Source organism: Mycolicibacterium cosmeticum, assembly GCF_000613185.1.
Lineage (GTDB): Bacteria > Actinomycetota > Actinomycetes > Mycobacteriales > Mycobacteriaceae > Mycobacterium > Mycobacterium cosmeticum.
This window is the reverse complement of sequence record NZ_CCBB010000001.1, coordinates 2,390,813-2,412,922: the sequence shown is the minus strand read 5'-3', so window position 1 is coordinate 2,412,922 and position 22,110 is coordinate 2,390,813. Positions and strand designations below refer to the sequence as shown.

Below are 22,110 nucleotides of genomic sequence, written 5' to 3'. Positions count from 1 at the left end.
GGCCCATGACCGATCCGTCCCGCGGCATGCGTGTTCGGCGCGTGTCCCGCAGGCCGGGATGGATGCTGCTGTCGGTGTTGCTGGTGCTGGCCATCGTGGCCAGTTCGGTGCTCGTGTTCACCAACCGGGTGGAATTGCTGAAACTCGCGGTGGTACTGGCGTTGTGGGCGGCGGTGGTGGCCGCCTTCGTCTCGGTCATCTACCGCAGGCAGAGCGATGTCGACCAAGCGAAGGTGCGCGATCTGAAGCTGGTCTACGACCTCCAACTCGACCGTGAGATCTCGGCGCGGCGTGAATACGAACTCGCGGTCGAGGCGCAACTGCGCCGCGAGTTGACCGCCGAACTTCGCGCCCAGGCCGCCGACGAGGTCGCGGCCCTGCGGGCCGAACTGGCGGCGCTGCGCAACAACCTGGAGATCCTGTTCGACACCGACCTCGACCAGCGGCCCGCGCTGGAAACCGATCGCCCGGCCGGCCGGGTGATCGCCAGCCGCATCGACGAGGGGGAGCGGGCCGAGCCGTTCGTGCCGTCGTTCACGCCGCCCCGGCCGGCCGCGGAGCCGCGCACCGAGGAGAGCCCGATCATCGACGTGCCGGCCGAACCGCCGGTACCGGAGCCGCAGTGGGCGCCGTGGCAGCCCGCCGGCGGGGCACACCGCCGTGCCGGTGAAGCCGAGCAGCCGCCGCCGTGGAGCGAGCCACCCCAGCCGCCCGTCGCACCGCCGGTCCGGGAATCGGTGTGGCAGGCCCCGGCACCGCCCCAACCGGAACCCCAGCAGCCGGAACCCCAACCGGCGCCACCACCACCGGTGTGGACGCCGCCGCCGGCCCCGCCGCACCAGCCGGCCGCCGGTTGGCAGCCCGCTCCGGCGGAAGGACGGTTCATTCCGGCCGGCGCCCCCGGGAGCAACTGGGTGTCCGCCCCGGCCAACGGCACCCCGCCGGTGCATCCCGAACCGGCCATGACCCCGCCGCCGGTGGAAACCCGGCGCGGGCGGCACTCCAGCACCGGCGAGCCTGACGCGCCGCCGCGTTCGCGGCACGCCGCACCGTCGGAAAGCCCCGCCCCGCCCACGCTGGCCACGCCGCCACTGCCGCAGGAACCCGTCCGGGCAAGCGAGACGACGGCGGAGAGCGCCGGCCGTCCGGCCCGGCACCGCAGCCCCGGCGAGTCCCAGCCGGCTACCGACATCCCGGAGGAAAGCGCAGGTCAGCACGCGGGTGGCCAACCCGTTTCGGAGCTCCTGTCGCGGTTGCAGGCCGGTCAGACCGGAGGTGGGCGGCGTCGCCGCCGCGAGGAGTGAGCTACGCTCTTGGCGACCGTCCGGTACCTGCAGGGCAGGACCGGAACGACCGAATCTCAAGAAAAGTGCGAGGTCACTGCGATGGTGCAGTCCCCTTCGGCTTCGTGGTCCGCATGGGGTGGGCCCGACGGCCTGCGTCCGGCCCGACTGTCCGTCGGCGTGGTGTCGGCCGGGCGGGTCGGGTCCGCGCTGGGAGTGGCGCTGGAGCGGGCCGGCCACGTGGTGGTGGCCTGTAGCGCGATCTCCCGGGCATCCCGCGACCGCGCGGCCCGGCGACTGCCGGACACCGCGGTCCTGCCGGTCCATGACGTCGCCGCCCGCGCCGAACTCCTGGTGCTGGCCGTCCCGGACTCCGAGCTGGGCGCGCTGGTGTCCGGCCTGGCGGCGACGTCGGCGGTCCGGCCCGGCACGATCGTCGCGCACACCTCCGGCGCCAACGGTGTCGGCGTGCTGGCCCCGCTGACCGAGCAGGGCTGTATCCCGCTGGCCATCCATCCGGCGATGACCTTCACCGGATCCGATGAGGACATCAGCCGGTTACCCGACACCTGTTTCGGTGTCACCGCCGCCGACGAGGTCGGCTACGCCATCGCCCAGGCCTTGGTGCTGGAGATCGGCGGTGAGCCGTTCCGGGTCCGCGAGGACGCCCGCACGCTGTATCACGCGGCCCTGGCGCACGCCAGCAATCATCTGGTCACCGTGGTGCTCGACTCGCTGACCGCGCTGCGGCATGCCTTGCGCGGCAACGAGTTGCTCGGCCAGGAACTGGTCGGCGAGGCACCGGGCGGACTGGCCGAACGGATCGTCGGCCCGCTGGCCCGGGCGTCGCTGGACAATGCGCTGCAACGCGGGCAGTCCGCGCTCACCGGTCCGGTGGCGCGCGGTGACGCGGCCGCGGTCGCCGGGCATCTGCTCGCCCTCACCGAATCCGATCCCGAACTGGCACAAGCCTATCGGGCCAATTCACTGCGTACCGCCCAGCGGGCGCACGCACCCAAGGAAGTGTTCGACGTGCTCGCACGGAAGGTGACCGATCAGCAGTGAACGCGACCAGACCGCCCAGCTTCACCGCCGGTGAGCTCAACGTCTACACCCGCCCGTCGGATGTCGCCGACCTGACGCGGGCACTGCGGGCCACCGGCCGCCGGGTGACGCTGGTGCCGACCATGGGCGCCTTGCACGACGGGCACCTGAGCCTGGTCCGCACCGCCAAGCAGGTGCCGGGTTCGGTGGTGGTGGTGTCGATCTTCGTCAACCCGTTGCAGTTCGGTGCCGGGGAGGACCTGGACGCCTACCCGCGCACCCTGGAGGCCGACCTGGCGGCGCTGCGCTCCGAAGGGGTGGACGTGGTGTTCACACCGAGCGTGGCCGACATGTACCCGAACGGGCCGCGGACCAGCGTGCACCCGGGCGCGCTCGGCGCCGAGCTCGAAGGTGCTTCGCGGCCGACACATTTCGCCGGAATGCTGACCGTCGTACTGAAGCTGCTGCAGATCGTCCGGCCGGACCACGCCTATTTCGGCGAGAAGGACTACCAGCAGCTGGTGCTGATCCGGCAGATGGCCGACGATCTGAACCTGGACACCCGCATCGTCGGGGTGCCGACGGTGCGGGAGGCCGACGGCCTTGCCATGTCGTCGCGCAACCGCTACCTCAGCGACAGTGACCGGGAGCAGGCGAGCGCGCTGTCGGCGGCGCTGCTGGCCGGGATGTACGGCGCCGGCGAGGGCGTGCAGTCCGCACTGGACGCGGCGCGGGCGGTGCTCGACGAGGTGCCGGCCATCGAGGTGGACTACCTGGTGGTGCGCGACACCTGGCTGGGCCCGGCGCCCGAGCAGGGCCGGGCGCGAATGCTGGTGGCGGCCAGGCTCGGCGGTACCCGGCTGCTGGACAACATCGCCATCGACATCGGCGTGCCATCCGGGCTCGGCCCGGACGTCGAATACGACGAGCACGAATTACCTTGGAGGAATTGATGTTACGCACCATGCTCAAATCGAAGATCCACCGCGCCACGGTGACCCAGGCCGACTTGCACTATGTCGGATCGGTGACCATCGACGCGGACCTGATGGACGCCGCCGACCTGCTCGAGGGTGAACAGGTCACCATCGTCGACATCGACAACGGCAACCGACTGGTCACCTACGCCATCACCGGTGAACGGGGCAGCGGCATCATCGGGATCAACGGTGCGGCAGCACATCTGGTACATCCGGGCGACCTGGTCATCTTGATCGCCTACGCCACCTTGGAGGACGCACAGGCCCGCGAATATCAGCCCAGGATCGTCTTCGTGGACGCCGACAATCGGCAGATCGACCTCGGGTCAGACCCGGCCTTCGTGCCGGCCGACGCGTCCGGCTTGATGTCGCCGCGCTGATGCTGCTCGCCATCGACGTCCGCAACACCCACACCGTGGTGGGGCTGATCTCCGGTTCCGGTGATCACGCCAAGGTGACCCAGAACTGGCGCATCCGAACCGAATCCGAGATCACCGCCGACGAGCTGGCGCTCACCATCGACGGGCTGATCGGCGATGCGACCGAGCAGCTGACCGGTGCCACCGCGCTGTCCACGGTGCCGTCCGTGCTGCACGAGATCCGGCTCATGCTGGACCAGTACTGGCCGTCGGTGCCGCATGTGCTGATCGAACCCGGGGTTCGCACCGGCATCCCGCTGCTCGTCGACAACCCCAAGGAAGTCGGCGCCGACCGGATCGTGAACTGCCTGTCCACCTTTCACAAGTACGGCTCGGCGGCCATCGTGGTCGACTTCGGATCGTCGATCTGCGTCGATGTGGTGTCGGCCAAGGGCGAATTCCTCGGTGGTGCCATCGCCCCCGGTGTGCAGGTGTCTTCCGACGCCGCAGCCGCGCGGTCGGCCGCGCTGCGCCGGGTGGAATTGACCCGGCCGCGCTCGGTGATCGGCAAGAACACGGTGGAGTGCATGCAGGCCGGGGCGGTGTTCGGGTTCGCCGGCCTGGTGGACGGGCTGGTCAGCCGGATCCGTTCGGATGTCGACGGTTTCGCGGGCAGTGAGGTGGCCGTGGTGGCGACCGGGCATTCGGCCCCGCTGGTGCTGCCGGATCTGCGCACCGTCGAACACTACGAACCGAACCTGACGCTGGACGGTTTGCGGCTGGTATACGAGCGCAACCGGGACAACCAGCGCCTGCGCCGCTCCAACTAGAAGAACGTCCGCACCAGGTCCACCACCCGGTCCGCGTCGTCGAGCACCGGGATCAGCTGCCATTTGTCGAATGTCGTGCAGGGGTGCGAGATTCCGAATCCGAGGCGGTCGCCGACCGCGACGGTGTGCCCGGCGAGCTCAAGGTAGGCGTGCTGGTCGTTGAGTTTGGTCACCGTGGCCCCCGGCAGGCTCAGCGGGACGGGCAGGCCGGCGTCGAAGGAGACGTCGCGCCGGCCCATGCCGACCAGCGCCAGGCCCGGCTCGGGACGGGACAACACCGGGGCCCACACCTGCATCGCGGGGCGCATCGGCAGGGGCGAGGTCGCCGCATACAAGCCATGGTCGTGGGTCAGATAGCAGCCGCTGCGCAGGATCACCCGCGGGGCCGCGCCCGTGAGTTCGTCGGCGACGACGTCCGGGTAGGTGCTGCCGCCGGCGGTCACGATCACCTCGTCGGTCTCGAACAGCGGGGCCAGCCGGCTCAGCGCCGCGCGCATCTCGGCGAGATAGGCGCGCACCGCAGCGGTGGCCCCGGGGCCCACGTCCTGCGAGCGCGCTGCTTCGTAACCGGCCACCCCGACCAGCCGCAACCGCGGTGACGCCGCGGCCGCCCTGGCCACCTCGTCCACCTCGGCCGCGGTACGACAGCCGGTCCGGCCGCCGGGCATGCCCACCTCGACGCACACGTCCAGGCTGCGCGTGGCTCCGGCGAGCGCCTCGGTCATCAGCTCGACCCCACGCACCGAGTCCACCCAGCACACCGCGCGCAGACCCGGGTCGGCGTCCAGCTCGCCGGCCAACCAGGCCAACCCGGCCGGTTCGACGAGTTCGTTGGCCAGCACGATGGCGTCCGCCCCGAACGCCCGATACACCCGGGCCTGCCCGATGGTGGCCACCGTGACAGCGCACGCACCGGCGGCCGACTGCCTGGCGAACAGCTGCGGAGACATGTGGGTCTTGCCGTGCGGCGCCAGCAGCACGCCCCGATCCCGGCACCACGTGGCCATGACCGCGAGGTTGTGGGCGAGCGCGGCCTCCCGCAGCACGCACACCGGACCGCTCGGGCCCGCCTCGAACAGCACCGGCGCCGCGGCCAGGACCTCGGCCACCGGGGTGTCCTGCCAGCCCGGCGGGAGGCCCTTGAAACGCCAGTCCAGGAGCTCACCGGCCAGGGCGGCGAAGGCAGCGTGCGGCGGCGGGTTCACGTGTTCATTTAAGCTGGCACGTCGTGAGTTCTTCTGATGCGTCCGCCCAGCCCGCCGCGAACTCGGCCGACTCCGACGACATTCCGGAGCAGTACCGCATTCGCCAGGCCAAGCGGGAGCGCCTGCTCGCCGAGGGGCGTGATCCGTACCCGGTGCAGGTGGCCCGCACCCACTCGCTGGCCGAGCTGCGCTCGGCCTACCCGGACCTGGAGGTCGACACCCAGACCGGCGATATCGTCGGGGTGGCCGCGCGGGTCGTCTTCGCGCGAAACTCGGGCAAGCTGTGCTTCGCCACGCTGCAGGACGGTGACGGCACCCAGCTGCAGGCGATGATCAGCCTGGCCGAGGTGGGGCAGGATTCGCTGGACGCCTGGAAGGCCGACGTCGATCTCGGCGACATCGTCTTCGTGCACGGCCAGGTGATCAGCTCACGGCGCGGTGAATTGTCTGTGCTTGCCGATTCCTGGCAAATCGTTTCCAAGGCGCTGCGACCGCTGCCGGTGGCTCACAAGGAGATGAGCGAGGAGAGCCGGGTCCGGCAGCGCTACGTCGACCTGATCGTCCGTCCGGAGGCGCGCACCATCGCGCGGCAGCGCATTGCGGTGGTGCGTGCGGTCCGGTCCGCGTTGGAGCGCCGGGGTTTCCTCGAGGTCGAGACGCCCATGTTGCAGACGCTGCCCGGCGGCGCGGCGGCCCGGCCTTTCGTCACCCACTCGAATGCCCTCGATGCCGATCTGTACCTGCGTATCGCCCCGGAGTTGTTCCTCAAGCGTTGTCTGGTCGGCGGTTTCGAGAAGGTCTTCGAGCTGAATCGCAACTTTCGGAACGAGGGCGCGGATTCCACGCATTCGCCCGAATTCGCGATGTTGGAGACATATCAGGCTTATGGCACCTACGACGATTCGGCCCGGGTCACCCGCGAAATTGTTCAGGAGGTAGCCGACGAGGCGATCGGCACCAGGCAGGTACCGCTGCCGGACGGCAGTACGTACGACCTGGACGGTGAATGGCCGTCACTGCAAATGTATCCATCGCTGTCGGAGGCGCTGGGGGAGGAGATCACACCGGAAACCGGTGTCGAGACCTTGCGCGCAATTGCCGATCGGCTCGGGCTGGAGATACCGACCGATCGCGGCTACGGGCACGGGAAACTGGTCGAGGAACTGTGGGAGCACACTGTGGGCGACCACCTGTGGGCCCCCACGTTCGTGCGGGATTTCCCGGTCGAGACGACCCCCCTGACCCGTGCTCACCGCAGCATTCCCGGCGTCACGGAGAAATGGGACCTGTATGTCCGTAAATTCGAATTGGCCACGGGTTATTCCGAACTCATCGACCCGGTGATCCAGCGCGCACGGTTCGAGGACCAGGCCCGTGCGGCGGCCGCCGGCGATGACGAGGCAATGCGTCTGGACGAGGATTTTCTCGCTGCGCTGGAGTATGCGATGCCGCCCACAACGGGCACCGGAATGGGTATTGACCGGCTGTTGATGGCATTGACGGGGCTGTCGATTCGGGAGACTGTTTTGTTCCCCATTGTGCGGCGGCACGGTAACTGATTGTGCGTAGACAAGGTAACTGATCTCGGCCTTGCCGGCGTTGTTGAATGAATTCCGATCCTATGCAAATATTGGTTTGGGGTTCGGGATACAACCACGGCGGCCACAGAAGGGTCAGTGTGAGCTAATGGCGAAGAAAGTAACCGTCACGTTGGTCGACGATTTCGACGGCGAAGCGGCTGCGGATGAGACCGTTGAATTCGCTCTCGACGGCGTGAGCTACGAGATCGACCTTTCTTCGAAGAACGCCGCCAAGCTTCGTAACGACCTCAAGCAGTGGGTGGAGGCCGGCCGGCGCGTCGGCGGCCGGCGTCGCGGCCGTTCGGCCGGGTCGGGCCGCGGTCGCGCCGCGATCGACCGCGAACAGAGCGCCGCCATCCGGGAGTGGGCACGCCGCAACGGCCACAATGTGTCGACCCGCGGCCGCATCCCCGCCGAAGTCATCGACGCCTTCCACGCGGCAACCTAACGGGTCGTTGCCGGGCGGTTCGCGGGCCGATCCCGATCCCGGTCGCCCTCGGCGCCGCCCGCGCGGAAACTCTTTCGCTACCGGCGAACCGAAATCGATATCGCGCAGGAAACGCTGGGTACTCCCTGCGCGTTACAGATGTGCACTACGGATGTGAGCCGCCGGCGTTCTGCTCCAAGCACAACCAAGGCAACGCACCCGTCGGCACCGCCCATTAGAGTGGACGGCAGGCGCCATGTGTCGAGCAGCGCAAGCCGCGCCCCTCGTAGATAAGGCCCCAGCAGGAAGAGCAGGTAGCCACCGATGTTTGAGAGATTTACCGACCGTGCCCGCAGGGTCGTCGTCCTGGCGCAGGAAGAAGCCCGGATGCTCAACCACAACTACATCGGCACCGAGCACATCCTCCTGGGCCTCATCCACGAGGGTGAAGGCGTCGCGGCCAAGTCGCTGGAGTCGCTGGGCATTTCCCTGGAAGGGGTGCGCAGCCAGGTCGAGGAGATCATCGGACAGGGCCAGCAGGCACCGTCCGGGCACATCCCGTTCACCCCGCGCGCCAAGAAGGTGCTGGAGCTGTCCCTGCGTGAGGCGCTGCAGCTGGGCCACAACTACATCGGCACCGAGCACATCCTGCTCGGCCTGATCCGCGAGGGCGAGGGTGTCGCCGCGCAGGTGCTGGTGAAGCTCGGCGCCGAACTGACCCGGGTGCGTCAGCAGGTCATCCAGCTGCTGAGCGGCTACCAGGGCAAGGAAGCCGCCGAGGCGGGCACCGGAGGCCGGGGTGGCGAGTCGGGCAACCCGTCCACCTCGCTGGTGCTCGACCAGTTCGGCCGCAACCTGACCGCCGCCGCGATGGAGGGCAAGCTCGATCCGGTCATCGGCCGCGAGAAGGAAATCGAGCGGGTCATGCAGGTGCTGAGCCGCCGCACCAAGAACAACCCGGTGCTGATCGGTGAGCCCGGTGTCGGCAAGACTGCCGTCGTGGAGGGCCTGGCACAGGCCATCGTGCACGGCGAGGTCCCCGAGACGCTCAAGGACAAGCAGCTCTACACGCTTGACCTCGGTTCGCTGGTCGCCGGCAGCCGCTACCGCGGCGATTTCGAGGAGCGCCTGAAGAAGGTGCTCAAGGAGATCAACACCCGCGGCGACATCATCCTGTTCATCGACGAGCTGCACACCCTCGTGGGTGCCGGTGCGGCCGAGGGCGCGATCGACGCGGCCAGCATCCTGAAGCCGAAGCTGGCCCGCGGTGAGCTGCAGACCATCGGTGCCACCACCCTCGACGAGTACCGCAAGTACATCGAGAAGGACGCCGCCCTGGAGCGCCGCTTCCAGCCCGTCCAGGTGGGTGAGCCGACAGTCGAGCACACCATCGAGATCCTCAAGGGTCTGCGCGACCGGTACGAGGCGCACCACCGCGTCTCCATCACCGACGGTGCCCTGGTGGCCGCGGCGACGCTGGCCGACCGCTACATCAACGACCGGTTCCTGCCGGACAAGGCGATCGACCTGATCGACGAGGCGGGCGCGCGCATGCGCATCCGCCGGATGACCGCGCCGCCGGACCTGCGCGAGTTCGACGAGAAGATCGCCGACGCGCGCCGGGAGAAGGAATCCGCGATCGACGCGCAGGACTTCGAGAAGGCAGCCCGGCTGCGCGACTCGGAGAAGCAGCTCGTCGCCCAGCGGGCCGAGCGTGAGAAGCAGTGGCGCTCGGGTGATCTCGACGTGGTCGCCGAGGTCGACGACGAGCAGATCGCCGAGGTCCTGGGCAACTGGACCGGCATCCCGGTGTTCAAGCTGACCGAGGCCGAGACCACGCGCCTGCTGCGCATGGAAGACGAGCTGCACAAGCGGATCATCGGCCAGGTCGACGCGGTCAAGGCAGTCTCCAAGGCGATCCGCCGGACCCGCGCCGGTCTCAAGGACCCGAAGCGCCCGTCGGGCTCGTTCATCTTCGCCGGCCCGTCCGGTGTCGGTAAGACCGAGCTGTCCAAGGCGCTGGCGGAGTTCCTGTTCGGCGACGACGACGCGCTCATCCAGATCGACATGGGCGAGTTCCACGACCGCTTCACCGCGTCGCGGCTGTTCGGTGCCCCTCCGGGCTACGTCGGCTACGAAGAGGGCGGGCAGCTCACCGAGAAGGTGCGTCGCAAGCCGTTCAGCGTGGTGCTGTTCGACGAAATCGAGAAGGCGCACCAGGAGATCTACAACACCCTGCTGCAGGTGCTCGAAGACGGTCGACTCACCGACGGCCAGGGCCGCACGGTCGACTTCAAGAACACCGTGCTGATCTTCACGTCGAACCTGGGTACCTCCGACATCTCCAAGGCGGTGGGGCTGGGCTTCTCCTCGGGAGGCGGCGAGAACAACTACGAGCGGATGAAGCTCAAGGTCAACGACGAGCTGAAGAAGCACTTCCGGCCGGAGTTCCTCAACCGCATCGACGACATCATCGTGTTCCACCAGCTGACGCAGGACGAGATCATCCAGATGGTCGACCTCATGGTCGGCCGGGTGTCCAAGCAGCTGGCGGCCAAGGACATGACGATGGAGCTGACCGACAACGCCAAGGCCCTGCTGGCCAAGCGCGGATTCGACCCGGTGCTGGGTGCCCGGCCGCTGCGCCGCACCATCCAGCGCGAGATCGAGGACGCCTTGAGCGAGAAGATCCTCTTCGACGAGGTGGGTCCGGGTCAGCTGGTCACCGTCGACGTCGAGGGCTGGGACGGCGAAGGCCAGGGCGAGAACGCCAAGTTCACGTTCTCGGGCAAGCCGAGGGCCTCTGCCGACGCCGACCTGGCTGCCACGGCAGCCGCCGAGTAACCCAACGAGAATGGCCCCCGCCACGGCGGGGGCCATTGTCGTTGCCGGGTGTCGGGTCAGCGGACCCCGAGGGCCGGGCCGACGGTGGTGTTCCAGGACTCCTGCATCTCGGACTCGAACAGCCCCCAGGTGTGCGATCCGTCGGGCCGGACCACGTAGGTGACCGGCACGCCCGCCGCCTTCGCGGCATCGGCGAAGGCCCGGGTGCTGTCGGCGACGATGCGTTCGATCAGACCGCCGGTGAAGTTCGGCCCGAATCCCTCGGGCAGCCGGTCCACGCTGCCGACATTGCCGGAGCCCGATGCGGCGACATAGACGGCGGTGCCCTTCAGTGCGGCCGCGTTGCGCGTCGGATCGTGCTGGATCCACAGCGGCCCGCCGCCGGGGCCCCACATGTTGTCCGCACTCAGGCCGCCGCCCATCAGGGTGATGCCGACCTGGCCCGGATCGGCGGACGGGTTGAGCATGCCGCTGTAGGAGGCGACCGCACGGAACAGGCCCGGGGCCTGCACGGCGTAGTCCACCGCGGTGCCGCCGGTGCTGGACAGGCCGCCGACGGCGTTGCGGCCGTTGGTGTTGTACTGCTTGTTGATCAGCGGCGGCAGTTCGGAGGTCATGTAGGTCTGGTACTGCTTGTCGGCGTCGTTGACCCAGTTGGTCCACCAGCTGAACTGACCACCCAGCGGGGACACCACGTTCACATTCTTGTTGGCGAAGAAGCCCTGGATATCGGTCATGCCGAACCATGACTTGGACCCGGGCGCGAAGTTGCCACCGGGGTCGAGGTTGTCGCCGCCGTCGATGCCGGGCAGTAGGTAGAAGGTCGGGGCACCCGAGGACCGCGCCTTGAACACGTCGTTGACGATCACCTTGTTCATCGCGGGTGAGTACACCGAGACCTTGTCCCAGCGGTCGTTGACATGCTGGATATCGGTGATGTGCGGAGCATCGGCTGCCGCGGTGGGTGCGGCGACGAAAGGCAGGACGACCAGAAGTGCGAAGGCGCACACGCGGAAACGGCGTATGAGTTGGGTCACGGGCGTGAGACTAATGCATAGGTAACGCTAAGGTTTGCCACGTTGACCAGGTATTTGCGTGCTCAAGGAGTCGGTGTTGCCGCCGGCCGGCACGAATTTCCCGTAGTGAGTGCGCCGAGCAGGGCTGATGTGCTTACTATGCGTGTTGTACTCGACGGACGAGGAATCTGGTGTAAGTCCAGAACGGTCGCGCCACTGTGAAAGTCAGACCCGACTCCGTCACCAGCTAGGCGACTGGGACGCGAGATCCCGAAAGGACTGGACATGACTTCTGCAGAGGCACCCAAGACGCGGGTTCCCGCGATCGACCTCTCGGCGGCCCGCGCCGTGGTGTGGCTGACGGCGACGGCCTTCCTGGCACTGCTGGTGCTGTACTTCGTCGGGATGGACCAGGGCGCGACCTCGGTGTTCGGCAACAACACCTACGTGCACGAGTTCGTGCACGACGCGCGCCATCTGCTCGGCTTCCCCTGCCACTGAGCCATGGAAAAACACATCATCGGGCGCGGCCTGCTGGCCGGCGCCCTGGCCGGTGTGCTCGCCTTCGTCTTCGCGAAGATCTTCATCGAGCCGGTGATCGGCCGCGCCATCGACTTCGAGGACGGTGCCGGCGCCGCCCATGAGGCCATGGCGGGGCATGCGCACGGCGGCCACGAGCACGGTGCCGAACTGTTCACCCGCGGGGTGCAGTCGAATATCGGTATGGGCTTCGGCGTGTTGGCGTTCAGCGTCGCGATGGGCGCCCTGTTGGCCGTCGTGTTCTGTGTGCTCTATGGCCGGCTGAACCTGTCGGCTCGGGCCACCTCGGCCCTGATTGCGGGCGGCATGCTGGTGGCCCTGTGGGTGGTGCCGGCGCTGAAGTATCCGCCGAGCCCGCCGGCGACCAGCCTGGACGAGACGATCAAACAGCGCACCCTGCTGTACCTGTTGGTGGTGGTGCTCTCGGCGGCGCTGTTCGTCGGCTCGGTGGTGCTGGGCCGACGGCTGGCGCCCCGCTTCGGGGCCTGGAATGCCAGCTTGTTCGGCGCCGCCGGCTACCTCGTCTCGATGACGGTGGTGTTCCTCGTCCTGCCCGCCATCCACGAGGTGCCCGGACCGATCACCGATGCCAACGGCACGATCGTGTTCCCCGGTTTCGCCGCGGAAGACCTGTACCAGTTCCGGCTGTACTCGTTGGGGACGCAGGTGGTCATGTGGGTCACCATCGGGCTGGTGTTCGGGACGTTGGCCTCGCGGTTGCTGGAAGGCGAGCGCGCGCAGCGCACCGTCGCGGTGTGAGTGAGATCGTCCGGCTGACCCTGGTGTCGCATGCCATGACCGACGCCATGGCAGCCGGGCGATTCCCCACCGACGAACCGCTCAACGCCCTGGGGCAGCGTCAGGCGACCGATACCACGATCGATGTCGGTCCGGCCGATATCGCACTGAGCGGCCCGGAACAACGCGCGCTGCGGACCGCCGAACTGCTCGGTCTACGGCCCCGAACCGAGCCGGCGCTGGCCGACCTGGATCACGGTCGGTGGCGGGGCACGGTCCTCGACGGTGTCGATCCCGCGGAACTTGCGGTCTGGCTCACCGATCCGGCCAGGGCGCCGCACGGCGGCGAGACGATCGTGGAACTGATCGGCCGGGTTCGCAGCTGGCTGGGCACCCTCCCCGATCGGCCGGCCAGAGTGGTCGCCGTGACGCACCCGGCGGTGATCCGCGCGGCCGTGCTGACCGCCTTGGATGCGCCGCCGAAGTCGTTCTGGCGCATCGATATCGGGCCGGTGAGCCGCACCGTGATGCACTTCCGCGGGCAGGCCTGGACGGTGCGCCGGCTCTAACTGCGGTGCGCCAGCGCCCACATCTGCTTGATCACCGTCATCAGCCAACCGGCGGTCCGGACACTGTAGAAGCGCGGCCAGTTGGTCTGCAGGCTCAGCACCCAGGCTTGGCCGGCGCGGTCCACCGCGTACCAGCTGAAGGTGAGCTCTCCTGGCAGGTTTCCGGCTTTGGCGGCGATATAGGGCCATTCGTCGCGGTCCAGGTCGATCCCGGGGATGGCCGACACGATGTCGCGTACCGGCGCGGCCGGCCCCACGGCGGTCGTCTGCAGCGCCGCGTGCACCCGGCAGATGTCCTCGGCGCTGCCGTACCACTCGGCGCCGTAGGCCGACGCGGGGGAGTGGGTGCGCAGCGGATCCGGTTCGTACGGACGGGCGCTGGTCTGCTTGAGCAGTTCGATCCGGCCGGCGGCGTCGGCATGCTGCCATTGCGTGCGCAGGTCCGGTTCACCCCAGCCGATCGAGAACATCTCGTGCATCGTCGGGAACGGTGTCATGCTGGCCGGGTCGTGATGTCCGGCCTCGGCCAGCGCACGTTCCACCGCGCCGGGCCCGAGTCGCTCGATCAGCAGATCGGTGGCCATGTTGTCGCTGGTGGCGATCATCTTGTCGGCCGCCTGCCGCACCGAGATATGGGCGCCTGGGGGCAGCTTGTCGAATCCCGAGGACCCCAGCTTCTTGCCTTCGGTGGTGATGGTCAGCTGGTCGTCCCATCGCACGGTGCCCGCCTTGACGGCATCGGCCACCGCGTAGAGCACGTACAGCTTGAAAATCGAAGCCAGCGGCAGGGATTCGGTGGTGTTGGTGCCGGCCACCTTCACGCATCTGCCGTTGTCGACTCTCGACAACTGGTAGGCGTACCGGGCGCCGGTCTTCGCCAGCACCGCATCGACGTCGGCCCAACTATGCAGTGCCAGAGGCTGATTCGTCACCGTCATGCGGTCGACCAAGGTGGTGGTGTCGTCGGTGCGCAGCTCGATGTCCTGGCGTGCACCGTAGGACGTCACCACGTGCAGGGTGGCCGCCCCGGCGCCGATGTCCACGCCGGCCAGGGTGTAGGGCCGATCCCACCACATCATGTCCATCGTGGTGCCGATGTCGTCGACCTGGGCAGGCGCGGCGAGGGTCTTGACTCCGACCGGACCGATCGGCCAGTCCGAGTTGAGCATGTCCATCAGCTGTTTGGCCCGCACACCCGGCGGGGTGTTGGTGCTGATGACAGCGCCGCCCGCATTGGCGGGCGGCGTACTGCTGGGCGCGCAGCCACCCAGCGCCGCGGTGGCCAGGGCGAGGGTGCCGATCAGTGCCGTGATCCGGCGAACCGCCCCGGCACCGTCAGGACTGGGTGCCGGTCCCCGCAACGTCCAACACAACCTCGAATTCCAGCAGCGACGCTCCGGTGGCGACCGGGTTCTTCTGCTGGCCGGCGTGCGCTTCGACGGCCGGCCCGCTGGCCCAGGCCTGGAACGCCTCCTCGGACTCCCACTGGGTCACCACGAAGTAGCGATTCTCGCCCTTCACCGGGCGCAGCAGCTGGAAGCCGAGAAAGCCGGGCTGGTTGTCCACGGCGTGTGCGCGGTGCGCGAACCGCTTCTCCAGTTCCGGGCCTGCGTCGGGCGGGACCTCGATGGCATTGATCTTCACGACGGGCATGGCATGAGGTTACCCGTGTCCGGCACGGGCAGGATGTCGGCATGCGGACCGAACTTCTGACGGCACGCGGTGGCACCGGCGCCCCGCTGGTTCTGGTGCACGGCCTGATGGGACGCGGCAGCACATGGTCCCGGCAGCTGCCGTGGCTGACCCGGTTGGGCGCGGTGTACACCTACGACGCGCCGTGGCACCGGGGCCGCGACGTGGCCGACCCGTACCCGATCAGCACCGAGCGGTTCGTCGCGGACCTGGCAGCGGCGGTGGCCGAGCTGGGCCGGCCGGCCACCCTGGTGGGCCATTCGATGGGCGCGCTGCACTCCTGGTGTCTGGCCGCGGCCCGCCCGGATTTGGTGAACGCGGTGGTGGTCGAGGACATGGCGCCGGACTTCAAGGGCCGCACCACCGGGGCCTGGGAGCCCTGGCTGCATGCGCTTCCGGTCGAATTCGCCTCGGCGCAGCAGGTTTTCGACGAGTTCGGGCCGGTGGCGGGGCAGTACTTCCTGGATGCCTTCGACCGGACCGAGACCGGATGGCGCCTGCACGGGCACCCCGCGCGGTGGATCGAGATCGCGGGGCAGTGGGGTCTGCGGGACTACTGGGAGCAGTGGCAGGCGGTCCGGGTCCCGACGCTGCTGATCGAGGCCGGTGGCACGGTGGCCCCGCCGGGCCAGATGGAACGGATGGCCGAAACCGGTTACCGCACAACGTATGTGCGGGTCCCCGGCGCCGGCCACCTGATCCACGACGACGCTCCGGTGGAATACCGCGCCGCCGTGGAAGCCTTCCTAGCGACGTTCGCCCAGCACGCCTGAGGTGGGCCAGGACGGGGCCTGCTCGAACCGGGTGCGGATCGCGTCCAGGTCGTGATGCATCCGGCTCGCGTCGGGGTCGGCGTCGAAGAGCCGGTCCCATGTCGAGGTCGGAACCCGGAACTGGTCGAGGTGCAGTCGCAGGACGTGCGACCGGTTGGCCAGCCAGCCGAGTGCGATGGCGAGCGCGAACGGAGCCAGCAGGATGAGGATGGCGAGTGCAACGGTCATGGCAGTAATTCTTCGACAGTCGATATCCAGCCGAACAGTGGCAGCACTGCCCCAGTTGGATAAGATGCTGCCATGATTAAAAGCGTATCGGCGATGGTGCTGGACGGTCTAGCGATTTTCGAGTTCGGCGTCATCTGCGAGGTCTTCGGGATCGACCGCTCCGCCGACGGTGTGCCCAATTTCGACTTCAAGATCTGCGGGCCGGTGGCCGGTCAGCCGGTGCGCACGTCGGTGGGCGCGCAGGTCACGCCGGACCATGACTTCTCCGCGCTGGTCGGCGCCGACCTGGTGGCCGTCCCCGCGGTCAGCACCCAGTACGGCCCCTACCCGGAGGTGGCGCTGGAGGCGCTGCGCGCCGCAGCGGCGGCCGGGTCGATCATCCTGACCGTCTGTTCCGGCGCGTTCGTCGTCGGGGCAGCCGGGTTGTTGGACGGGCGGCCGTGCACCACCCACTGGATGCATGCCGATGAACTCGCCATGATGTATCCCACCGCGCGGGTGGACCGCAACGTGCTCTTCGTCGACGACGGCAACCTGATCACCAGCGCGGGGACCGCCGCCGGGATCGACGCCTGCCTGCATCTGGTCCGGCGCGAACTCGGCAGCGAGGTGACCAACAAGATCGCCCGCCGGATGGTGGTACCACCGCAGCGCGACGGGGGTCAGCGTCAGTACATCGACCAACCCATCCCGATCCGATGTTCGGAAGGTTTTGCTCCGCAACTGGATTGGATTCTGGCCAATCTGAAGGAACCGCACACGGTGGCCACCCTGGCCGCCCGCGCCAGCATGTCAGCGCGCACCTTTGCCCGGCGCTTCGTCGAGGAGACCGGGACCACGCCCATGCAATGGGTCACCGACCAGCGGGTGCTCTACGCGCGGCGCCTGCTCGAGGAAACCGATCTGGACATCGACCGGGTCGCCGACCGGTCGGGCTTCGGCACCGCCACCTTGTTGCGCCACCACTTCCGCCGGGTCATCGGCGTGACCCCGTCGGACTACCGGCGCCGGTTCGCGCGGGCGTCCTGAGTCTCGCCCTCGCCCGCAAGGGCGAACAGCCCGGCCGGGGTCTGCTCCACCAGTCCGTCGACCAGCAGCGAGTGCAGGGCGCGGTCCCGCTGCGCGGTATCCGACAACCACGCGACGTCCAGGGCCGCGCGGGTCACCGGTGTCGCGCTGGCCCGCAGCACATCGAGCAGCCGGCCCCGCACCTGGCGATCGGTGCCCGCATACTTCTGCACCTTGCGGGCCGGCGCATCGGCGGGGTCTCTGGTGGGGTAGCCCGCCGCGCGCCACCCGCAACCGGTCAGCGGGCACAGCCCGCACTTGGGTCCGCGGGCCGTGCACACGATCGCGCCCAGCTCCATCAGGGCAGCGGAAAAGCGTTGTGCCACGACATCGTCATCCGGCAGCAGGGCCGCCACATCGTCGAGGTCGCGGGCCCTGGCGGGGGCCTCGTCGCGGCCGTGCACGGCCCGGGAGAGCACCCGCCGCACATTGGTGTCCACCACCGGGACCCGCTTGCCGTAGGCGAAGCACGCGACCGCTCGCGCGGTGTAGGCGCCGACCCCGGGCAGGGTCAACAGCGTGTCCACGTCGTCGGGCACCACGTCGTCGTGCTCGGCGGCGATGGTCACCGCGCACTCGTGCAACCGCTTGGCCCGCCGCGGGTACCCCAGCTTGCCCCACGCCCGCAGCACGTCGGCGGCACCGGCGGCCGCGGTGGCCGACGGGGTGGGCCAGCGGGCAACCCAGTCCAGCCAGATCGGCTCGACCCGCGATACCGGCGTCTGCTGCAGCATGAACTCGCTGACCAGGATCTGCCACGCCGAAACCCCTGGTCGGCGCCATGGCAGCGGCCGCTGGGCGGCGCCGAACCAGGCGACGAGTTCGCCGGAGTCGATCGCGGAGCGGGCGGCCGCCCCGACGATGTTCGCAGGCTCGGGCAGAATGTCGGTCATGCCCAACTCGAACCCGATATCCGCATGGAAGGCACTCAAAGAGGGTAACGAGCGCTTCGTCGCCGGTAAGCCCGAGCATCCCAGCCAAGGCATCGACCACCGCGCCAGCCTGACCGCCGCGCAGAAGCCGACCGCCGTCGTGTTCGGCTGCGGTGACAGCCGGGTGGCCGCCGAACTGATCTTCGACCAGGGCCTCGGCGACATGTTCGTGGTCCGCACCGCCGGGCACGTCATCGACTCGGCCGTGCTCGGGTCGATCGAATACGCGGTGGCGGTGCTCAACGTTCCGCTGATCGCCGTGCTCGGGCACGACAGCTGCGGCGCGGTCAAGGCGACGCTGTCCGCCCTCGACGAGGGTGCCGTCCCGGGTGGCTACATCCGCGACATCGTGGAACGCGTCACCCCGTCGATCCTGCTGGGCCGCCGCGACGGGCTGACCAGGGTCGACGAGTTCGAGGCCCGTCACGTCACCGAGACCGGCGCCCAGTTGATGGCGCGCTCGACCGCCATCTCCGAGCGGGTGAACGCCGGCTCGCTGGCCATCGTCGGTCTTACCTACCACCTGGCCGACGGCCGCGTGGTGTTGCGCGACCACCTGGGCGACATCGGCGAAGCCTGAGAGCAAGCCGCAGACCGACACGCCGGGCCGCCTCGGACGGCACGGCGTGACACCGGCTTACCGTTGAGTTCGTGCTAGACGTAGAACCGCATGGTGGCCCCACGCCGAGCCAGATCTACCGGCGCCGCCGGGTCGCGGCGCTCGGGATCGCGGTCGTCGTGGTCGCCCTGATCGCCGGCATCATCGCGATCGTGGTGGCCAACAGCACCAGCTCTGGAACGCCGACTCCGGACAAGACGGCGGCGACCGGCAACAGCCCTGCCGCCGCCCCGCCGCCGCTGCCCGGCGAGACGCCCGGTGTGAAGACGCCCGTCGTGCCCGCGCAGCCGCCGGCCCCGACGCCCACGCCGACCGCTGCGGTCACCCCGCCGCCGGTGCTCAAGGAGGGTGACGACTGCCCCGACTCCACGCTGGCGGTCAAGGGCATCACCAGCGCCCCCGACTACGTGATGGGCGACCAGCCCAAGTTCACCATGGTCGTCACCAACATCGGTCTGGTGGCGTGCAAGCGTGACGTCGGCGCGGCCGTGCTCTCGGCCTACGTCTACTCGCTGGACAACAAGCGGCTGTGGTCCAACCTGGACTGCGCCCCCTCCAACGAGACTCTGGTGAAGACCTTCAACCCGGGTGAGCAGGTGACCACCGAGGTCACCTGGACCGGGATGGGGTCGGCCGCGAACTGCCCGCTGCCGCGGGAACCGATCGGCCCGGGCACCTACAACCTGATCGTGCAACTGGGCAATCTGCGTTCGGCGCCGGTGCCGTTCATCCTGGCCGAGTCCAAGCCTGCCGATCCCGCCGCGCCGCCGGCTGATCCGGCGGCGCCCCCGGCCGAGCCCGCGCCCGCCGGCGAGCCGGCACCCGCACCGGCCGGATGACTCAGGCCAGCTGGTCGGCGATCGTCGACTCGGCCAGCTGGGACAGGCCTTCACGGATGTGCCGGGCCCACATCGACCCGATCCCGTCCACCGACTGCAGATCGCTGGCGCTGGCCGCCAGCACGCCCTGCAGCGACCCGAAGGACCGCACCAGCAGGTCGACGTGGGCGAACTGCAGCCGCGGGATGCCGGCCATCGCCCGGTACCCCCGTGAGCTCATCGCGGAATCCTGTGCCTCGACCGTCGAGGGATAGCCGAAAACCCTTGCCAGCGCGGTGAAGTCGAGCAGCTCGTTGTCCGACAGCGCGTCCAGTTCCTCCAGTGTCGCGGTGACCTGGGCGGCGCTCGGCGGGTCCGGGTTGGCGTGGTAGTCCCGCACGATCAGCTCCCGCGCGGTGTCGTTGTCACCGACCAGTTCTTCCAGCTGCAATTGCAGCTGTCTGCCGTCGGTGCCCAGTTCCACCACGTCGGCGTCGATCTCCAGGCTGATGCGGCGCACCATCTCCAGGCGCTGCACCACCGTCATGACATCGCGCAGCGTGACGAAGTCCTCGATCTCGGCCGTCGACAGCTGCCGGTTCACCTCGTCGAGGCGGGACTTGTAGCGCTCCAGGGTTGCGATGGTCTGGTTGGCCCGCGACAGGATGGTCGGGGTGTCCGGGACGACGTGCCGTTCCCCCGCGACGTACACGGTGACGATGCTCATCGAGTGGCTGACCGAGATCACCGGGTAGCCGGTCTGCACGGCGGTGCGCTCGGCCGAGCGGTGCCGGGTGCCGGACTCCTCGGTGGGGATGGACGGATCGGGCACCAGCTGGACGTTGGCGCGCAGGATGCGGGTGCCGTCACTGGACAGCACGACGGCACCGTCCATCTTCGACAGCTCGCGCAGCCGGGTCGGCGCATACCGGACGTCCAGGGAGAATCCGCCGTCGCAGATCGCCTCGACGCTGTCGTCGTAACCCAGCACGATCAGGGCGCCGGTACGCCCACGCAGGATGCGTTCCAGGCCGTCACGCAGGTCGGTGCCCGGCGCCAGCCGACCCAGGGTTTCGCGCAGCGTGGGCCGCGCCAGATGCACCACCGTGCGGCCGGCCCTGGATTTCACCGCCATCGCGCCTCCTTGGACTGGCCGCCATTGTCCGTGATGGACTTCAGAACCTGCAATGCCTCCCCGATGTTGCCCGCGGTGGTGATGCGCAGGCCGGCGGGCACGTCGGTGACCCCGGGCGGCACCACGGCATGCCGGAAGCCCAGCCGGGCCGCCTCGGCCAGTCGGCGTTCCATGCCGGTGACCCGGCGCAGATCTCCGGCCAGGCCCACCTCGCCGATGGCCACCACGGTGGCCGGGACAGGCAGGTTGGTCTGGGCCGAGGCGACGGCCAGCGCCACGGCCAGGTCCGAGGACGGGTCGGTCAGCCGCATCCCGCCGACGGTGGACAGGTAGATGTCGTTGCCGGCCAGCCGCAGCCCGGCGCGCTTCTCCAGGACCGCGGTGATCATCGCCGCCCGCGCCGAGTCGATACCGCTGACGGCGCGCCGCGGGGTGCCCTGCGCGGCGTTGCCGATCAACGCCTGCACCTCGCCGAGCAGGGGGCGTTTGCCGTCCATCGTCACCGTCACGGCGGTGCCCGGCACCGGGGCCGGCCGCTCATCCCGGAACAGCCCCGACGGGTCGGCGACGCATTCGATCCCGTTGTCGCGCAACAGGAAACAGCCCACCTCGTCGGAGGCGCCGAACCGGTTCTTGACGCCGCGCACCATCCGCAGCGAGGACGCGCGGTCGCCCTCGAAGTGCAGCACGACATCCACCAGGTGCTCCAGCGAGCGCGGCCCGGCAATGGCGCCGTCCTTGGTGACGTGGCCGACCAGCAGCAGCGACAGGCCCCCAGGCCCGGCGGCCTTGGCGTAGGACGTCAACGCCGTGGTGACGGCGCGGACCTGGGTGACACCGCCGGTCACACCGTCGACCTCGGTGGTCGACATGGTCTGCACCGAATCGACCACGACCAGACTGGGCCGCACCGCTTCGATATGCCCCAGTGAGGTCTGCAGGTCGGATTCCGACGCCAGGTACATCTCGTCGTGCGTGCAGCCGGTGCGCTCGGCGCGCAGCCGGATCTGGCCGGCCGACTCCTCACCGGACAGGTAGAGCGCGCGTTTGCCGGTGCGGGCCCAGCGATGGGCGACCTCCAGCAGCAATGTCGACTTCCCGACGCCGGGATCACCGGCCAGCAGGGTGACCGAGCCGGGCACCAGACCGCCGCCGAGGACGCGGTCCAGCTCGCTGACCCCGGTCGGGAGATGCCGTGTCACCCCGGGGTCGATGGCGGTGATGGGTACTGCCGGTGAGGTCGGTGCGACGGCCCGCCGGATGGATTTCCCGTCGAGGGCGGTCAGCGTGGCCACCTCGTCGACGGTGCCCCACGTTCCGCAATCCGGGCAGCGTCCGACCCACTTCGGAGTGACGTGGTTGCACTCGGAACAACGGTATTGCGAACGTACTTTCGAAGCCACGCTCAAACGGTAACTGCCGGGGGCGAC

At 69.0% G+C, this 22,110-nt stretch carries 23 protein-coding genes; 15 read left to right on the top strand and 8 right to left on the bottom strand.

The window, feature by feature from the left end; genetic code table 11:
* The first annotated feature begins 5 nt into the window (after positions 1 to 5).
* From BN977_RS11650 to BN977_RS11630, 5 genes are all read left to right on the top strand, one after another.
* Positions 6 to 1,304, top strand: coding sequence for a DUF6779 domain-containing protein (locus BN977_RS11650; RefSeq protein WP_191262520.1), 1,299 nt, complete (start codon positions 6 to 8; stop codon positions 1,302 to 1,304).
* Between the two features lie 81 nt (positions 1,305 to 1,385).
* Positions 1,386 to 2,348, top strand: a complete 963-nt coding sequence (locus BN977_RS11645; protein ID WP_024455711.1) for a Rossmann-like and DUF2520 domain-containing protein — start codon at positions 1,386 to 1,388, stop codon at positions 2,346 to 2,348.
* The gene (gene panC / locus BN977_RS11640; RefSeq protein ID WP_036397665.1) at positions 2,345 to 3,280 is read left to right on the top strand and encodes a pantoate--beta-alanine ligase; all 936 of its coding nucleotides are present in this window, start codon (positions 2,345 to 2,347) and stop codon (positions 3,278 to 3,280) included. Before BN977_RS11645 ends, panC begins: the two co-directional genes overlap by 4 nt.
* Positions 3,280 to 3,687, top strand: a complete 408-nt coding sequence (gene panD / locus BN977_RS11635; protein ID WP_024455713.1) for an aspartate 1-decarboxylase — start codon at positions 3,280 to 3,282, stop codon at positions 3,685 to 3,687. The genes panC and panD overlap by 1 nt, the downstream gene beginning before the upstream one ends.
* Positions 3,687 to 4,496: a type III pantothenate kinase gene (locus BN977_RS11630; RefSeq protein ID WP_036397664.1), complete on the top strand. Its 810-nt coding sequence runs from the start codon at positions 3,687 to 3,689 to the stop codon at positions 4,494 to 4,496. The genes panD and BN977_RS11630 overlap by 1 nt, the downstream gene beginning before the upstream one ends.
* Here the strand turns inward: BN977_RS11630 and BN977_RS11625 are convergent.
* Positions 4,493 to 5,701: an alanine racemase gene (locus tag BN977_RS11625; protein ID WP_036397663.1), complete on the bottom strand. Its 1,209-nt coding sequence runs from the start codon at positions 5,699 to 5,701 to the stop codon at positions 4,493 to 4,495. The two genes, BN977_RS11630 and BN977_RS11625, sit on opposite strands and share 4 nt — an antisense overlap.
* A gap of 23 nt (positions 5,702 to 5,724) precedes the next feature.
* On the opposite strand from BN977_RS11625, the gene lysS reads away from it, so the two are divergent.
* The 3 genes from lysS (at position 5,725) to clpC1 (ending at position 10,552) form a co-directional block, all read left to right on the top strand.
* On the top strand, positions 5,725 to 7,260 hold the full coding sequence (lysS, locus tag BN977_RS11620; RefSeq protein WP_051561296.1) for a lysine--tRNA ligase: 1,536 nt from the start codon (positions 5,725 to 5,727) through the stop codon (positions 7,258 to 7,260).
* A 127-nt stretch (positions 7,261 to 7,387) separates the two neighbouring features.
* Positions 7,388 to 7,729, top strand: coding sequence for a histone-like nucleoid-structuring protein Lsr2 (gene lsr2, locus BN977_RS11615; RefSeq protein ID WP_024455717.1), 342 nt, complete (start codon positions 7,388 to 7,390; stop codon positions 7,727 to 7,729).
* Positions 7,730 to 8,032: 303 nt separating this feature from the next.
* Entirely contained in the window at positions 8,033 to 10,552 is a 2,520-nt protein-coding gene (gene clpC1, locus BN977_RS11610; protein ID WP_024455718.1) for an ATP-dependent protease ATP-binding subunit ClpC, read from the top strand.
* 56 nt (positions 10,553 to 10,608) lie between these two features.
* On the opposite strand, the gene BN977_RS11605 is transcribed toward clpC1, so the two are convergent.
* Entirely contained in the window at positions 10,609 to 11,589 is a 981-nt protein-coding gene (locus BN977_RS11605; RefSeq protein WP_131590085.1) for an alpha/beta hydrolase, read from the bottom strand.
* Between the two features lie 264 nt (positions 11,590 to 11,853).
* Here BN977_RS11605 and BN977_RS11600 point away from each other — a divergent pair, with 264 nt between their 5' ends.
* From BN977_RS11600 to BN977_RS11590, 3 genes are read left to right on the top strand one after another with little or no spacing between them, the layout of a single operon-like run.
* Entirely contained in the window at positions 11,854 to 12,069 is a 216-nt protein-coding gene (locus BN977_RS11600; protein WP_024451616.1) for a CbtB domain-containing protein, read from the top strand.
* 3 nt (positions 12,070 to 12,072) lie between these two features.
* Positions 12,073 to 12,867: a CbtA family protein gene (locus tag BN977_RS11595; protein ID WP_036397662.1), complete on the top strand. Its 795-nt coding sequence runs from the start codon at positions 12,073 to 12,075 to the stop codon at positions 12,865 to 12,867.
* Positions 12,864 to 13,415, top strand: coding sequence for a histidine phosphatase family protein (locus BN977_RS11590; RefSeq protein ID WP_036397661.1), 552 nt, complete (start codon positions 12,864 to 12,866; stop codon positions 13,413 to 13,415). The genes BN977_RS11595 and BN977_RS11590 overlap by 4 nt, the downstream gene beginning before the upstream one ends.
* On the opposite strand, the gene BN977_RS11585 is transcribed toward BN977_RS11590, so the two are convergent.
* Positions 13,412 to 14,776: a serine hydrolase gene (locus tag BN977_RS11585; RefSeq protein WP_051561293.1), complete on the bottom strand. Its 1,365-nt coding sequence runs from the start codon at positions 14,774 to 14,776 to the stop codon at positions 13,412 to 13,414. The two genes, BN977_RS11590 and BN977_RS11585, sit on opposite strands and share 4 nt — an antisense overlap.
* Positions 14,751 to 15,068, bottom strand: a complete 318-nt coding sequence (gene mhuD, locus BN977_RS11580) for a mycobilin-forming heme oxygenase MhuD (RefSeq protein ID WP_024451612.1) — start codon at positions 15,066 to 15,068, stop codon at positions 14,751 to 14,753. The genes BN977_RS11585 and mhuD overlap by 26 nt, the downstream gene beginning before the upstream one ends.
* Before the next feature lie 41 nt (positions 15,069 to 15,109).
* On the opposite strand from mhuD, the gene BN977_RS11575 reads away from it, so the two are divergent.
* Complete coding sequence (locus BN977_RS11575) at positions 15,110 to 15,880, top strand: alpha/beta fold hydrolase (RefSeq protein WP_036397660.1); 771 nt, start codon at positions 15,110 to 15,112, stop codon at positions 15,878 to 15,880.
* Here the strand turns inward: BN977_RS11575 and BN977_RS11570 are convergent.
* Positions 15,854 to 16,108 (bottom strand): hypothetical protein, encoded by a 255-nt coding sequence (locus BN977_RS11570; protein WP_036397659.1) that lies wholly within the window; start codon positions 16,106 to 16,108, stop codon positions 15,854 to 15,856. The two genes, BN977_RS11575 and BN977_RS11570, sit on opposite strands and share 27 nt — an antisense overlap.
* A 72-nt stretch (positions 16,109 to 16,180) precedes the next feature.
* On the opposite strand from BN977_RS11570, the gene BN977_RS11565 reads away from it, so the two are divergent.
* Positions 16,181 to 17,137, top strand: coding sequence for a GlxA family transcriptional regulator (locus BN977_RS11565; protein ID WP_036397658.1), 957 nt, complete (start codon positions 16,181 to 16,183; stop codon positions 17,135 to 17,137).
* On the opposite strand, the gene BN977_RS11560 is transcribed toward BN977_RS11565, so the two are convergent.
* Positions 17,107 to 18,069, bottom strand: coding sequence for an HhH-GPD family protein (locus tag BN977_RS11560; protein ID WP_051561292.1), 963 nt, complete (start codon positions 18,067 to 18,069; stop codon positions 17,107 to 17,109). The two genes, BN977_RS11565 and BN977_RS11560, sit on opposite strands and share 31 nt — an antisense overlap.
* Between BN977_RS11560 and BN977_RS11555 the strand changes: the two genes are divergently transcribed.
* Together BN977_RS11555 and BN977_RS11550 are read left to right on the top strand one after the other, a co-directional pair.
* Positions 18,068 to 18,688: a carbonic anhydrase gene (locus tag BN977_RS11555; RefSeq protein ID WP_036398933.1), complete on the top strand. Its 621-nt coding sequence runs from the start codon at positions 18,068 to 18,070 to the stop codon at positions 18,686 to 18,688. The genes BN977_RS11560 and BN977_RS11555 overlap by 2 nt on opposite strands.
* 71 nt (positions 18,689 to 18,759) lie before the next feature.
* On the top strand, positions 18,760 to 19,566 hold the full coding sequence (locus tag BN977_RS11550; RefSeq protein ID WP_024451606.1) for a hypothetical protein: 807 nt from the start codon (positions 18,760 to 18,762) through the stop codon (positions 19,564 to 19,566).
* Position 19,567: 1 nt separating this feature from the next.
* Here the strand turns inward: BN977_RS11550 and disA are convergent, their stop codons facing one another.
* Positions 19,568 to 20,680: a DNA integrity scanning diadenylate cyclase DisA gene (gene disA / locus BN977_RS11545; RefSeq protein WP_024451605.1), complete on the bottom strand. Its 1,113-nt coding sequence runs from the start codon at positions 20,678 to 20,680 to the stop codon at positions 19,568 to 19,570.
* Positions 20,671 to 22,083: a DNA repair protein RadA gene (gene radA / locus BN977_RS11540; protein WP_191262518.1), complete on the bottom strand. Its 1,413-nt coding sequence runs from the start codon at positions 22,081 to 22,083 to the stop codon at positions 20,671 to 20,673. The genes disA and radA overlap by 10 nt, the downstream gene beginning before the upstream one ends.
* Between the last annotated feature and the right edge of the window lie 27 nt (positions 22,084 to 22,110).

Coding starts and splice junctions, on each gene's coding strand:
- BN977_RS11650 (WP_191262520.1), top strand. CDS start 6: ATGACCGATCCGTCCCGCGGCATGCGTGTTCGGCGCGTGTCCCGCAGG.
- BN977_RS11645 (WP_024455711.1), top strand. CDS start 1,386: ATGGTGCAGTCCCCTTCGGCTTCGTGGTCCGCATGGGGTGGGCCCGAC.
- panD (WP_024455713.1), top strand. CDS start 3,280: ATGTTACGCACCATGCTCAAATCGAAGATCCACCGCGCCACGGTGACC.
- BN977_RS11630 (WP_036397664.1), top strand. CDS start 3,687: ATGCTGCTCGCCATCGACGTCCGCAACACCCACACCGTGGTGGGGCTG.
- lsr2 (WP_024455717.1), top strand. CDS start 7,388: ATGGCGAAGAAAGTAACCGTCACGTTGGTCGACGATTTCGACGGCGAA.
- clpC1 (WP_024455718.1), top strand. CDS start 8,033: ATGTTTGAGAGATTTACCGACCGTGCCCGCAGGGTCGTCGTCCTGGCG.
- BN977_RS11600 (WP_024451616.1), top strand. CDS start 11,854: ATGACTTCTGCAGAGGCACCCAAGACGCGGGTTCCCGCGATCGACCTC.
- BN977_RS11595 (WP_036397662.1), top strand. CDS start 12,073: ATGGAAAAACACATCATCGGGCGCGGCCTGCTGGCCGGCGCCCTGGCC.
- mhuD (WP_024451612.1), bottom strand. CDS start 15,068: ATGCCCGTCGTGAAGATCAATGCCATCGAGGTCCCGCCCGACGCAGGC.
- BN977_RS11575 (WP_036397660.1), top strand. CDS start 15,110: ATGCGGACCGAACTTCTGACGGCACGCGGTGGCACCGGCGCCCCGCTG.
- BN977_RS11570 (WP_036397659.1), bottom strand. CDS start 16,108: ATGACCGTTGCACTCGCCATCCTCATCCTGCTGGCTCCGTTCGCGCTC.
- BN977_RS11565 (WP_036397658.1), top strand. CDS start 16,181: ATGATTAAAAGCGTATCGGCGATGGTGCTGGACGGTCTAGCGATTTTC.
- BN977_RS11555 (WP_036398933.1), top strand. CDS start 18,068: ATGCCCAACTCGAACCCGATATCCGCATGGAAGGCACTCAAAGAGGGT.
- BN977_RS11560 (WP_051561292.1), bottom strand. CDS start 18,069: ATGACCGACATTCTGCCCGAGCCTGCGAACATCGTCGGGGCGGCCGCC.
- disA (WP_024451605.1), bottom strand. CDS start 20,680: ATGGCGGTGAAATCCAGGGCCGGCCGCACGGTGGTGCATCTGGCGCGG.